This window comes from Methanothermobacter sp. (assembly GCA_030055615.1).
Taxonomy (GTDB): domain Archaea; phylum Methanobacteriota; class Methanobacteria; order Methanobacteriales; family DSM-23052; genus Methanothermobacter_A.
Genome location: JASFYN010000001.1, coordinates 91,159 through 104,478, shown reverse-complemented (window position 1 = coordinate 104,478; position 13,320 = coordinate 91,159). Strand labels below are relative to the sequence as shown.

Genomic DNA, 13,320 nt, shown 5'->3' with positions numbered 1-13,320 from the left:
TGAAAAGTCTGGAAAAATGAAAAAATAGTTGCTATAATAGAAAATTGTAGTATTACAATTTAATTCATGAACGAATGCACATTTGCAAAAGAAACTTAGCCTATGAATTTTAGAATGGTATTTTTAAACCTTTCTAGTGTTTTGCTAATTGAAAATCTCATGTGTTTATTGTAAGTAAAAAGCAGTTGATCTTTTCGTGTTCTATGAATCCCATTTTTTGAAATTTTTTCAGATAATATTTTATACCATGCAAATAGATTATATAATGGTAACAATTTAGTAGAAGGTATAAATATGAAGGTTGGTGAAATTGTAGGCGAGGCCCTTGACTATCCCGGGACAAACTTGAAAAAAGTAGTAACATTGGGAGCATTGACCATACTAAGTTTTTTAATAATTCCATTATTCTTCGTCGTCGGGTACTGGTTAAGAGTCCTCAAGGCTACAATAGCAGGTTTTGATGAGCTTCCAGATTTCGATGAATGGGGTGAAATGTTCGTTGACGGACTTAAAGTATTAATTGTAGGCATAGCTTATATGATAATACCAGCGATACTCTACTTTGGCGGTGGTTATTTAATCAGGTCAAATCCTATTGCTGGGATCATTACTATAATAATAGGGATTATCCTAGCAGTTATATTTGGGTTGGTAGAGCAAATTGCACTAGCTCATATGGCATTCAATGACGAGCTAGGGGCAGCATTCCGAATCGGAGAAATATTAAATGTCATATCAGAGATTACATGGATAAAATATATCATCTGGATCATTGGCGTTGCAATAATAGAATCCGGTGCGATAGGTGTAACCCTAGCGATACTTTACCTCATATTCATACCCATCATTTTGGCATTTGGGGCTTTATCAGTGATACAATTGCTTTCAGGAGCTGGATTAGCAGTGATCATTATAATAGGTATCATTATCGCTTTGATTATCTATCTTTTCGTGGCACCTTATCTTGCTATCTTCCATGGCAGAGCACTCGGCCGCCTATATGCAGACAGATAAACTTACCCCACATTCTCTTTTTTTGTATGATAATTTTAGATGTTTAGTTTGTCCTTTTTGTAATCTTTTGTTGATCTTCTTTTGAATGTTCCATCTGGGAATACTGTTATCCATGTTTTCTTCTTCAAGGGTTTACTTTCTCTTCTGCAGCTTCTGCTTATAATAACATTCTCAAGGTGTTTCTTCGCAAGTTTATAGGCTTTTTCCATTTCATTGGTTGTTGGATTTCTTGATAGGCCACATTTTTTGAAGTCGTTAATGCGATATTCTATCCAAGGGTTGATAGCCGCTATAAATTTGGCTATATCCTCTATTTCGTCTTCTTCAACGATTCCTGGGATGTATAATGTTTTTATGACGAGTTTGGCGTTTTCCTGGATTGTTTTTATATTTTTTAAGATCTTTTTATTGGAAAAACCAGTATACCATTTATGTTTTTTATCATTTATTGCTTTTAAATCGACCAGAAATTCTTGGACACCTGCCTCGACCAAGTCTTTGATGTATTCCTCGTCAAGCAGATATGCGTTAGTTTCTAGTATGATGTATGCAAAATTTAATTTGGAGATTAGCTCTATGAGGTAGTCTCGGTCTAATGTTGGTTCTCCTCCTGTTATGAGGATCTCCTCTGGCAGTTTTCCATAATATTCTCGGGACGATTTTTTTACAAGTTTCACGAGTTCTTCTATGGTTAATGGTCTGCCTGCAGGTTTTCTCGCGTTACTAAAACATCCTCTACACTTGAAATTGCAACCTGATAATGTTATCCATATTCTGCATGATATCTCTGATAAGGTGATAAATGGTACTTGTCTATATTCCACATTATCCCTATTCCACATTTCTTATTATGCTGAGTGGGACTTTGATTTCTCCTGGCTTGTAATTCTGGGCTATCCATGAATTAACTATTGTGCACAAGAATAAAATATCATGTCCTTCATTGGATTTTTTCAAGATTTCCTTTGCAAGCTCCTCTTTATTTTTTATCTTCAACTCGTAAACCTTTTCAATAAGGTCTAATTCATCTATTGTCATCTCTTACACCAAAAAAATTATATGTCATTCAAATTAAAAAAGTATTCCTTAAGGTAACGATCAAAAGGAAAAATAGGGCTCCTAAAAGAAAGTATCCGACCCTTAATGGGATTTGATGATAAAAAAGACATTAAGGGGGTTTTTTCTATTCGAACATTTTTCTCATGCAACGTCTGATCGTGCCTTCAGCTGCCCTGCCACCCATGATGTTCTTAAGCTCTTTTGTAAGTGCCTGCGCAGCTACGAGATCTGTATGTTCTATTTCACCTTTTTCAATCCATTTCATGACATTGTCATCTAAGTTGGAGAGCATGTTGAGTGCTGCGTCTAATATTTCCTGTTCCTTGAGTAAGTGCATTGAAGTTGCGCTTTTGACTAACAATTCAGGGTTTATAGCCTTTAACATTCCGTCGACTCCTGACGATTCCACAAGGGATGCTACAGTCTGGAGTGTCATCAGTATCTGTTTTTCCACCATCTCTACTGGGGCCTTGATGACCTGAGTGCCGACATAATAATAGTCAAGGACACCTGCAAGTGTCACAGCTGTGACAAGGGATCCCATATCTGCAACTGTACTTGAAACGTCAGCTGGGACTACATAAGCTTTTTTACCGCAGCTCTCAGCTAGCTCGACACATTTTTGTATCTGTTCCTCGCTTGCAAGTTCAAGTTCGCTTGTTGCACGTCCACCGATCACGTAATGGCCATGGTAAGGTGTCCCTGGGACGGCCGCTGGGTGTAAAGATGCGATACCAATGTCCTGTCTTTCTCTTCTAAGCTCCCTTTCAAGGACGTAATATAGCACTACTGGAGAGACCGTGCAGGTATTTGATATGATCCCCCCATCTGGAAGATGTGATATTATATTCTTAGCAATTTCAAAAGTTTTTTTACCGAATGGTGTGAATAGTATGGCGATTTCTGAGTTAGAAGCTGCCTCGATATCATTATCTGTCACTTTAACCCCGGCATCTTCCACCTTTTTCCAGTGCTCATCTTCGAGGATGTTCCTGTTTGGTTCTGCGAGGATGACATCATGACCTGCCTCTGCAAATTCCATTGCCATCCTACTACCGCCAAATGGGGGCTCTCCACCAAATTTTTCAGGTAAATTCAAATGTCTAACATAAAGATCTTGATTACCAGCGCCAAAAACTGCTACTTTCATGTCAAACCAACCCCTCTACTAATACATGTGATTAGATTATCCACTTTGTTTTATAAATTTTTAGTTTCCTCGGTTAAAAATCCAACTTCATAGAAGGTCCTAGTTTCATTATTGATGACTTTAATAAAAATGGGAATGGGGGGGCGCCTTCAAAATTTACTAATAGTTATACGTTGTGAGGACTTTTGATGGAGAACTATGGGTGGAGTGTCGTATTTTTTATGTTTTTTCTGTTAATGGTTTGCCATAGAGTATCTCAGCTATTTTTTCTAATGTTTTTATACCTTTTGCTTCTTTTTTGAGTAGTGGAACTTGTGCTAGTATTTTGTCGCTGAATTTTTTCCGTATCATTTCTAATCTTTCTTGTTGTAGTCTTCTTCTTGCCCTGCAGAATTCGCAGTCGCTTTCTTCTGGTAGAACCTGGTTTACTATAACAGCGTCTGTGTGGATGTCATATTTTTCAAGTGCTTTCATAGCCCTTTCGGATTCGTAGATTGACATTTCTTCTGGGATTACGATCATTTTAAATGATGTTCTCTCAGGGTCTGACATAACAGCCCTTGCTTCGCTGATTTTCTTTTTTGTGGCTTCAAGGTCTTTTAATGTTCTGTCTTCTTCTTCTTCGTCTCCCATGAATGGCAGTATGTTCTTGAATGCCCTTGCAAACGCTCCTATTTGTCTTCTAAGTTTTATTAATTTTCCCACCCAAGAATCCATCATTTCTGGGAATGAAAGGAGTCTGAGAGTGTGGCCTGTTGGGGCTGTGTCGAATATTACAACATCATATTCGTCTGTTGTCATATATTTTAGGAATTGGTCGAAGGCTGCTGCTTCGTCGATTCCCGGAGACATGGATGCCATGTCCATTTGTTCTTGTAAAAGTTCCATGCCAGGGTTTGCTTCTGATTGTTCTTTTAGTTTTTCTTGGTATTCTTCCATTGCAATCTCAGGGTCTATTTCAACCGCATATAAATTTTCTTGGATGAAGGTTGGCACATGACTTATTTTTTTTTCAAATGAGTCGGATAATGAATGTGCAGGATCTGTTGATATTACAAGTGTCTTTTTACCGGACTTGGCCATCCAGAGTGCTGTTGCAGCTGATATGGTGGTTTTACCCACCCCTCCTTTACCTCCTACAAATATGAATGTTGTTTTTCCCTTGCTAAATTTGAACAGGTCTTTGAACGCCATTGCATACCTCCAATAAATGTATCATCCTTTTTTTAGAATAAGATCCCATTACTTTATAAGTGGATCGTATAACCTAATAATAGTATATCATATATTAAAATTTCCATCAAAAAAAATGTTCCCATATAATTGATGAACCTTCTATCTATGAGGTAATTCCTAAGATGATGGTATAATTTGATTCTAAAATAAAGATCCGTGGTGTTAGTATGGATCTTCCCCCAGTTAATGAGAAAGTAATATATCAGATTAAAAAATTTATAAAAGATAAGGTCGAAGATGCCAGAGCTGATGGTGTGGTTCTTGGTTTAAGTGGTGGGATTGATTCAACAGTCACCGCCTATCTTTGCAAGGAAGCGCTGGGCCCTGATAGGGTTCTAGGAATTATAATGCCCACGAAGACTACAAGTCTCATTGATATTAAACATGCGCGTATGGTGGCTGAAATTCTAGGTATAGAAAATGAAACAATCCAAATGGATCCTCTAATCAAGCCTTTCAAATCTCTATGTTACCATAAGGGTACAAAACTTGCAATGGGCAACCTTAAAGCCCGGATGAGGATGGTGATATTATATTACCATTCTAATTCATTAAATAGGCTTGTGGTGGGCACTGGTAACCGTACAGAACTCTTAGTTGGTTACTTTACGAAATATGGTGATGGTGGTGTGGACATACTACCCATAGGTTGCCTATACAAAGGTCATGTTAAACTTATAGCAGAGAAATTAGGAGTGCCCGTGGAGATAATAGAGAAAACACCAACTGCAGGCTTATGGTATGGGCAGACTGATGAAGAAGAACTTGGTATAAAATATCCCATCCTTGATAAGATATTATACCTGATGGTAGACCAGGGCTTAGATGACCAGAACATAAGTGAAAGGGTAAAAGCGCCCATAGGGGAGGTCAAACGTATAAGGATGATGGTCAAAAACTCTCATCATAAAATAAACCCCCCTGAAGTCCCAAATATCAAATTCTAAAGGATGGTAGAATATGTTTGCTATGGTATATATAACAACATCAGGGTTAGAGGAATCAGAGAAAATAGGTAAAATTTTAGTTAAAGAGAGACTAGCAGGATGCGTGAATATAATACCTTCCATAAGATCATTTTATTGGTGGGATGATAAAATAGAAGAGGATGAAGAATCCATACTGATAGTTAAAACCATCGAGGAGAATGTTAAAGAAATTATAAAAAGGGTCAAAGCCCTACATAGTTATGAAAATCCATGTATCATCCATATTCCCATCAAAGGAGGATCAGAAGATTACTTTGAATGGTTATTAGGGGAAATAAGATGATTATCTGGGCGGTGATCCATTGGATATCGAAAGAAAATGGCAGAAAAAATGGGAAAAAGCAGGGATTTTCCAAGCCAATCCCCAAGGTGATAAGAAGCTATTCTTGACGGTGGCTTATCCATATCCAAGCGGTGCCATGCACATAGGCCATGGGAGAACCTACACTGTACCAGATGTGTATGCACGATTTAAACGAATGCAAGGCTATAATGTACTTTTCCCAATGGCATGGCATGTTACGGGCGCGCCAGTCATCGGAATAGCCAGGAGAATCCAAAGAAAAGACCCATGGACATGGAAAATATACCAGGAAGTCCACAAAGTCCCCCGAGGGGAACTGGAAAAATTCACAGACCCAGAATATATTGTTGAATATTTCAGTAAAGAATACAAACGGATAATGAAAGCCATGGGTTACTCAATCGATTGGAGAAGGGAATTCAAGACAACAGACCCCCAATATCAGAAGTTCATCGAATGGCAGATAAAAAAATTAAAAGAGAAAGGATTAATCCGCAAAGGAAAACATCCAGTAAAATATTGCCCAGAATGTGAAAACCCAGTAGGAGACCATGACCTCCTAGAAGGTGAAGGTGTAGGCATAAACCAACTCACAACACTCAAATTCAAACTAGAGGACTCATACTTCGTAGCTGCAACATTCCGCCCAGAAACCATCTTCGGAGTCACAAACCTTTGGTTAAACCCAAAAGAAAAATATATTAAAGTGAAAGTTGGTGGGGAAAAATGGATTATAAGCGAAAAATCATATGAGAACTTATCACAACAAAAAAAGGACATGAAAATCATAGAGGAGGTCAACCCAGAAGAACTGATAGGTTCAAAGGTTAAAAATCCCCTGACAGGTGAAAAGCATCCTATACTACCCGCATATTTCGTCGACCCAGAATACGGTACAGGCGTCGTATTTTCAGTCCCAGCACATGCACCAGCAGATTACATAGCACTCCGCGACTTAAAAAAGGATAAAAGATTACAAAAAAAATACAAAATAGAAAATATCCTTAAAGGGATAAAACCAGTGAATGTAATAACAATTGAAGATTATGGAGAATGCCCAGCTTGCGAAATCATCAAAAAGTTCAAAATAAAAAATCAAAAGGATCCAAAATTAGATGATGCCACAAACGAACTCTACAAGATCGAACACGCCAAAGGTAAGATGAGCCAACACATACCAGAATATAGTGGCAAACCAGTGGCAGAGGCCCGTGAGAAGATAGCGGAACACCTAAAATCAAAAGGCAAAGCTGATGAAATCTTTGATTTCGCCGAACATCCTGTGATCTGCCGATGTGGGAGCCGTTGCATCGTTAAGATAATGGAAAACCAATGGTTCATAAAATACTCAGACAAAGAATGGAAAAATCGGACCTTAGAATGCCTCAACTCCCTTAGAATAGTACCGGAGGAAGTGAAAGCAAACTTCGAATATTACATTGAATGGCTAGATGACTGGGCCTGCGCAAGGAGAATAGGCCTTGGAACGCCCTTACCATGGGATCCTGACTGGATAATAGAACCTTTAAGTGACTCAACAATTTACATGTCATACTATACCATAGCACCGCATTTGAGAAGATTACCAGTTAATGCCTTAGATGATAAATTCTTCGACAAAGTTTTCTTAGACCAGGATAACAAACTTAAAATAGATGAAAAGACAGCTGACAAGATTTCAAAGGAATTCAATTACTGGTATCCTTTAGATTGGCGATTATCAGCAAAAGATCTCATAGGCAACCATCTCACATTCCATCTGTTCCATCATTCCGCCATATTCCCGCCATCTAAGTGGCCTAAGGGTATAGTAGTATTTGGCATGGGCTTGCTTGAAGGAAAGAAAATGTCATCATCAAAGGGGAACGTTGTACTATTATCAGACGCTATAGAAGCCCATGGAGCTGATGTTGTAAGACTGTTTCTAATGTCATCTGCAGAACCATGGCAAGATTTTGACTGGAGGGAAAAAGAGGTTATAGGCACTAAAAGGCGCCTTGAATGGTTCAGAGAATTCGGAGAGGAAATTTTCGATATGATAGGATCAAAGAGATTATCTATTTCAGAAATCCCCGAGCCGACATCTTTTATTGGTAAATGGATGATGGGCAGGATAAACCTCAGGGTAAGGGAGGCTACGAAGGCTCTTGAGGGATTTCAGACGAGAAGAGCCCTTCAGGAAGCGTTTTTCTTGTTGAGGAAAGATGTTGATCATTATATGAAACGTATAAGAGACCGCGTGGACAAAGAGGCTAGAGATATTCTCAGATACCTTCTAAGCGTATGGATTCGTTTAATGTCACCTTTCATTCCACATACTGCAGAGGAAATGTGGGAAAGATATGGCGGTGATGGTTTCGTGTCAGAAGCTCCCTGGCCAAAAGCCCATGAAGAATTTATAAGTCCAGAGATCCAAAAAGCTGAAGAGATAGTCCAAGAGACCGTTAAGGATATAATGGAGATCAAAAGGATCCTAGATATAACACCTAAGAAAGTGCATGTATATGTTGCCCCGGAATGGAAATGGAGAGTACTAGAGATGGCCTATGAGATTGGCAAACCTGATATGGGAGCTTTGATGGGACGAGCCATCTCTGAGGGAATACATGACGACAAGAAGGAACTGGCAGATTTTATAAAGAGGGTCCTTAAGGATATTGTAAGGGGAGAGTATCCTGGACGTGTTGATGAGTATAAAATATTATCTGATGCCAAAGATTACATGGAGGAAGAAGTTAATGCAAAGATAATAATCCACGAAGATGCTGAGTATGATCCAGAGGGGAAGGCTAAAAATGCCATCCCTTATAAGCCTGCGATCTACTTAGAGTAGATCACCTTATTTTTAAGTGTTCCTATACCCTCTATGGATGCTTCGATTTCATCACCTGGTTTCATGGAACCTACACCCGGGGGTGTTCCTGTTGCGATGATATCCCCTTTTTTTAGGGTCATTATATTTGATATGAATTCCACGAGCTCGTATACGTTGAAGATCATATTTCGAGTGTTTGAGTATTGTCGGAGTTCTCCGTTTAAATGTAGGGATATTTCGAGTTCATGTGGGTTGATATCTGTTTCTATCCATGGCCCAATTGGACAGAATGTGTCGAAGCTTTTGGCGCGCGTCCACTGTCCATCCTTTCTTTGAAGGTCTCTAGCCGTAACATCATTTAATATGGTGTAACCCGCTATAAAATCCTTGGCATCTTCTCTGTCCACATTCTTGGCTTCTTTGGATATTACTACCGCCAATTCTACCTCATAGTCAACTTCACAAGACATAACCGGATAAATTATAGACTCGCCATCTCCTATAATACTGCTTGGGGGTTTCAAAAATATTATAGGCTCTTCAGGAATTTCCATTCCCAATTCGTCCGCATGGTCCTTATAATTGAGGCCCACACATATTATCTTCGAAGGATTCACTGGAGGGAGAATCTTCACATTAACCGGGCATTTTCTTAATCCTTTGTGATTATTGGTCAAATAGTCCTCTGCTGACACTTCTATGATCCTATTATCTTCTATAAAACCGTACCTTGCTTTATTGTTGTATTGGAATCTGAGGAATCTCAATTTATCAACCTCTATTGTATTATTCTTTCGATGGGGACTACAAGGATGTCCTTTGCACCAACACGTTTGAGCTCATTAACAACTTTAAACACGTCTTTTTCATCTACCACCGCATGCACTGCTACTATACCATTATCTGATAAAACCTTGGATACCGTAGGGCCTGTCATCCCAGGCATAACCTTTTTAACAGCTTCTAGTTGGTCTTGGTCGACATTTAACATGACAAGTTTTTTGCCTTGCGCATCTAGGACTCCTCTGATGCCTGTTCTAACTTCTTCGATAAGTTTTTTCTTTTTATGGTAGCTTTTATGGTTTGCTATGAGTTTCACCGAACTTTCGAGTATTGTGTCCACGACACGAAGATGGTTCATTTTTAAGGTTGTACCAGTACTTGTCAAGTCCACTATAAGATCTGCAACTCCAATGAATGGTGCTATTTCTGTTGAGCCGCTGAGTTCAACTATTTCAGCATTTATACCCTTCTCTTTTAGGTATTGGCTTGTGAGTTTGGGAAATTCTGTCGCTATTATAGATCCATCCTCGATATCTTCGGGTTTTTTTATATTTGAATCCTCTGGGGCTGCTAATACAAGTTTCGCCCTTCCAAATTTGAGATCCTCTAGGATTTTAACATTGCTTCCCCTTTCCATTATAAGATCTAGGCCTGTTATTCCAAGATCTGCCGCGCCATCAGCAACAAACTCTGGTATATCAGTGGCCCTAGTGAACATGACCTCAATGTTTGGATGTTCTGTTTGTGAGAATAATCTTCTTTTCAAAGTATCCTTTAATCCAATACCTGCTTTCTCCAATAATCTTATGGTAGGTTCGCTTATCCTACCCTTTGATGGGATCGCCATTTTAATCTTCAATATAATCACCCTTTAATCATAATGTGGGGGGATAAGATTATATAGCTTCTACTTAAATTTTAATTATACGAGAGGGGGATTCTGATGGAGACAAAAAATATTCTAATAAGAGATGCTCAGATTTTAGATGCCCATGGCCCAAAGAAGGGTTCGGTATTGATAGAAAATGATAAGATAAAAGAGGTATCCCCTAGTATCAGCCCAGGAGGCGCTGATAAGGTGATCAATGCGCAGGGGAAACTTTTAATCCCCGGGTTTGTGAATACACATACTCATCTTTCAATGACACTCTTCAGGGGAGTTGCTGATGATCTTAAACTCGAAACATGGCTTAATGATTATATTTGGCCCCTCGAAGCGCATCTTAATGGCGAATATTGCTATGCTGGGGCTCTTCTGGGTTGCGTGGAGATGATAAAGTCAGGAACAACAACATTCAATGACATGTATTTCTATATGGATCATGTGGCAGAAGCTGTGGAGGAAACCGGTCTGCGTGCTGTGATAAGCCATGGAATGATAGATTTTAATGATGAAAAAAAGAGGAAGGCTGAGATAAAAGAATCGAAAAGGATAATCAGAAAATGCCACGAGATGGCTGATGGGCGGATAAAAGTTGCCTTGGGGCCTCACAGTCCATATACTTGTTCCAGACAACTTTTAGATGAAGTGAGAAGCCTTGCAGATAAACATGGGCTCCTTATACATATTCATGTGGCCGAAACAAAAGATGAAGTCAGACAGGTGAAAGAAAAGTATGGTGAGAGGCCGTTCATTTATCTTGATGAGATTGGTTTTCTTGGTGAAGATGTTATCGCCGCACATGCTGTGTGGCTTTCATCATCTGAAATCCATATCCTAAAGTCAAGAGGTGTTAAATTGTCACATAATCCTGCTAGTAACATGAAGTTGGCATCTGGGGTTTCGCCTGTTGAAGAACTTATAAATATGGGAGTATGTGTCTCCCTTGGGACTGATGGGGCCGCTTCAAATAATAATTTGGACATGCTTGAGGAAATGAAGATAGCAGCATTATTGCAAAAGATAGATAAAATGAATCCAACAGCCTTGAATGCTGGGACTGTATTTAAAATGGCTACGATAAATGGGGCTGCCGCATTGGGAATGGCTGATGAGATCGGGACTATAGAAGTGGATAAGAAGGCCGATCTTGTCCTTATAAATACTAGGAGAAGTAGTTTAACCCCTTGGAGGAATCCCACATCCCATCTTGTCTATGCCGCTTCTGGCTGTGATGTTGAAACTGTAATTTGCGATGGTGAAATTCTAATGGAAAATGGTAAATTAAAATCATTGGATGAAAGATATGTTATTGAACTTGCAGAGAATGCAGCCGAAGAGTTAATCTCTAAGGCATAATCTCATCTTTTAATAAAGTATGGCTTCCTGTTTTTACTTAAGACGATGCTCTTTTTCCATTCATCCCTCGTCTCCGGGTAATCTTTTCTAAAGTGGGATCCTCTACTTTCTTCACGGATGATTGCCGATCTTGTTACGAGTGCCGCTGTTTTAAGCATGTTCTCGACTTCCAAGGCCTCCTGGAGGTACTTGTTGAATCTGCTGCTCTCTGGGACATCTAATCTGTCGAGTTCTCCCTGGAGTGATCTTATAGTGGAAAGGGCTGATCTGAGGGATTTTCCATCTCTTATAATGGCCACATTTTCCCACATAGTATCATGTAATCTTCTTTTAATCTCAGCTGGTCTTAGATCGCCTTCCCTAACCTTGTTCTTTATTCTATATTCTTCAGCTTCCACATACTTTCTGTTAAGTTTGAAATCATTTTTAAGGGCGTTCTTTGCGGCTGAAATACCTGCTCGTCTACCGAAAACTTGAGTGTCAGCTAGAGCATTCCCACCCAGCCTGTTAGCCCCATGGACTCCACCAGCCACTTCCCCAGCTGCAAAGAAGTTTTTAAGGTTTGTACGACACCATGGGTCTATTCTAACACCACCCATGAAATGGTGGGCTGTTGGAGCTACCTCCATTGGCTCTTCTCGGATGTCAACACCCACATCCAAAAATTGCAAGAACATTGTCTCTAATTTCTCCTCTATTACATTATCTGGTAAGTGAGTTACATCTAAGTAAACGCCACCATTCTCTGTCCCACGTCCTTCCATGATTTCATTGTAGATAGCCCTCGAGACAACATCCCTTGTTGCAAGCTCCAATCTAGGGTCATATTTTTCCATGAAACGCTCGCCATCTTTGTTTAGGAGTATGCCGCCTTCGCCCCTCACAGCTTCTGTCACAAGGACGCCCCTGCGAGATTCTGGCCACACCATCCCTGTGGGGTGGAATTGGACTTGTTCCATGTCGATGAGCTCTGCACCAGCATTCCATGCTATGCTGAAACCATCACCACCCTTCTGTAGCGTGTTTGAGGTGACGGGATAAATGTGTCCAGCCCCTCCACTTGCAAGTATAGTGGATTTCGCGTTAAAGCATATGGGCCTTGAATCCTTTAATGAAATGCCCATAGCCCCTTGTACGCTCCTTCCATCCTCATCAACTATTAGGGATGTTATCATAACCTCATCTAGGGTTTCTATGCCTCTCCTTGTTATCTCTTCTTTCAATGCTGTTATAATCTCGTGTCCTGTCCTGTCACCTTGATAACATGTTCTACGATATGTTTGACCCCCGAATGGTCGCTGATCAAGTATTCCTGATTCTTGCCTGTCAAATAGAGCCCCGTAATTTTCAAGATCTATAAGACGATCAGGCGCCTCATTAACTAGGATCCTTACAAGTTCAGGATCATTTATGAACCCGCCTCCTTTCATAGTATCTTGGTAGTGGATTTCAGGGTCATCCTCAGCGTCCACGAAACCGAAGGCTGCATTATAACCACCTTCGGCCATCCCAGTGCATCCTGATTTGAATGATAAGCCCTTTGATACTATCAGGGCTTCGAGGTCATGCTCTGATACTTCTATGGCTGCTCGGCTGCCAGCACCTCCAGAGCCTATTATGAGAACATCACATTGATACACTTCGCTTTCCATAATCTATAATTTATCCAGTTACATATTATAAGTGTTATAGACAGATGAAAAAAATGTTAGGAAAAGGGATAATGGGGGT

The 13,320-nt window shown here is 39.8% G+C and carries 12 protein-coding genes; 5 read left to right on the top strand and 7 right to left on the bottom strand.

Features of this window, described 5'->3' with window-relative positions; translation table 11 throughout:
• The first annotated feature begins 294 nt into the window (after positions 1 to 294).
• On the top strand, positions 295 to 1,014 hold the full coding sequence (locus tag QFX38_00520; protein ID MDI9623365.1) for a DUF4013 domain-containing protein: 720 nt from the start codon (positions 295 to 297) through the stop codon (positions 1,012 to 1,014).
• Between the two features lie 35 nt (positions 1,015 to 1,049).
• Here the strand turns inward: QFX38_00520 and QFX38_00515 are convergent, their stop codons facing one another.
• From QFX38_00515 to QFX38_00500, 4 genes are all read right to left on the bottom strand, one after another.
• Complete coding sequence (locus QFX38_00515) at positions 1,050 to 1,838, bottom strand: radical SAM protein (GenBank protein ID MDI9623364.1); 789 nt, start codon at positions 1,836 to 1,838, stop codon at positions 1,050 to 1,052.
• Between the two features lie 7 nt (positions 1,839 to 1,845).
• On the bottom strand, positions 1,846 to 2,052 hold the full coding sequence (locus tag QFX38_00510; GenBank protein ID MDI9623363.1) for a hypothetical protein: 207 nt from the start codon (positions 2,050 to 2,052) through the stop codon (positions 1,846 to 1,848).
• Between the two features lie 145 nt (positions 2,053 to 2,197).
• Entirely contained in the window at positions 2,198 to 3,223 is a 1,026-nt protein-coding gene (locus QFX38_00505) for a H(2)-dependent methylenetetrahydromethanopterin dehydrogenase-related protein (protein MDI9623362.1), read from the bottom strand.
• Between the two features lie 219 nt (positions 3,224 to 3,442).
• Positions 3,443 to 4,417 carry a TRC40/GET3/ArsA family transport-energizing ATPase gene (locus tag QFX38_00500; protein MDI9623361.1) on the bottom strand — a complete coding sequence of 325 codons (975 nt, stop codon included), beginning with the start codon at positions 4,415 to 4,417 and terminating at the stop codon, positions 3,443 to 3,445.
• A gap of 209 nt (positions 4,418 to 4,626) precedes the next feature.
• Here QFX38_00500 and QFX38_00495 point away from each other — a divergent pair, with 209 nt between their 5' ends.
• From QFX38_00495 to leuS, 3 genes are read left to right on the top strand one after another with little or no spacing between them, the layout of a single operon-like run.
• Positions 4,627 to 5,406, top strand: coding sequence for an NAD+ synthase (locus QFX38_00495; protein ID MDI9623360.1), 780 nt, complete (start codon positions 4,627 to 4,629; stop codon positions 5,404 to 5,406).
• 13 nt (positions 5,407 to 5,419) lie between these two features.
• Entirely contained in the window at positions 5,420 to 5,731 is a 312-nt protein-coding gene (gene cutA / locus QFX38_00490) for a divalent-cation tolerance protein CutA (GenBank protein MDI9623359.1), read from the top strand.
• A 19-nt stretch (positions 5,732 to 5,750) separates the two neighbouring features.
• Entirely contained in the window at positions 5,751 to 8,585 is a 2,835-nt protein-coding gene (leuS, locus tag QFX38_00485) for a leucine--tRNA ligase (GenBank protein MDI9623358.1), read from the top strand.
• On the opposite strand, the gene QFX38_00480 is transcribed toward leuS, so the two are convergent.
• Positions 8,573 to 9,334 (bottom strand): fumarylacetoacetate hydrolase family protein, encoded by a 762-nt coding sequence (locus QFX38_00480; protein MDI9623357.1) that lies wholly within the window; start codon positions 9,332 to 9,334, stop codon positions 8,573 to 8,575. The genes leuS and QFX38_00480 overlap by 13 nt on opposite strands.
• 11 nt (positions 9,335 to 9,345) lie before the next feature.
• On the bottom strand, positions 9,346 to 10,209 hold the full coding sequence (gene hisG, locus QFX38_00475; protein MDI9623356.1) for an ATP phosphoribosyltransferase: 864 nt from the start codon (positions 10,207 to 10,209) through the stop codon (positions 9,346 to 9,348).
• 84 nt (positions 10,210 to 10,293) lie between these two features.
• Between hisG and QFX38_00470 the strand changes: the two genes are divergently transcribed.
• Positions 10,294 to 11,589 (top strand): amidohydrolase family protein, encoded by a 1,296-nt coding sequence (locus QFX38_00470; protein MDI9623355.1) that lies wholly within the window; start codon positions 10,294 to 10,296, stop codon positions 11,587 to 11,589.
• A gap of 2 nt (positions 11,590 to 11,591) precedes the next feature.
• Here QFX38_00470 and QFX38_00465 read toward each other — a convergent pair whose 3' ends face one another.
• Positions 11,592 to 13,241, bottom strand: a complete 1,650-nt coding sequence (locus QFX38_00465; protein MDI9623354.1) for a fumarate reductase subunit A — start codon at positions 13,239 to 13,241, stop codon at positions 11,592 to 11,594.
• Positions 13,242 to 13,320: the final 79 nt, after the last annotated feature.

Coding starts and splice junctions, on each gene's coding strand:
- QFX38_00505 (MDI9623362.1), bottom strand. CDS start 3,223: ATGAAAGTAGCAGTTTTTGGCGCTGGTAATCAAGATCTTTATGTTAGA.
- cutA (MDI9623359.1), top strand. CDS start 5,420: ATGTTTGCTATGGTATATATAACAACATCAGGGTTAGAGGAATCAGAG.
- QFX38_00465 (MDI9623354.1), bottom strand. CDS start 13,241: ATGGAAAGCGAAGTGTATCAATGTGATGTTCTCATAATAGGCTCTGGA.
- QFX38_00470 (MDI9623355.1), top strand. CDS start 10,294: ATGGAGACAAAAAATATTCTAATAAGAGATGCTCAGATTTTAGATGCC.
- QFX38_00500 (MDI9623361.1), bottom strand. CDS start 4,417: ATGGCGTTCAAAGACCTGTTCAAATTTAGCAAGGGAAAAACAACATTC.
- QFX38_00520 (MDI9623365.1), top strand. CDS start 295: ATGAAGGTTGGTGAAATTGTAGGCGAGGCCCTTGACTATCCCGGGACA.
- QFX38_00510 (MDI9623363.1), bottom strand. CDS start 2,052: ATGACAATAGATGAATTAGACCTTATTGAAAAGGTTTACGAGTTGAAG.
- QFX38_00495 (MDI9623360.1), top strand. CDS start 4,627: ATGGATCTTCCCCCAGTTAATGAGAAAGTAATATATCAGATTAAAAAA.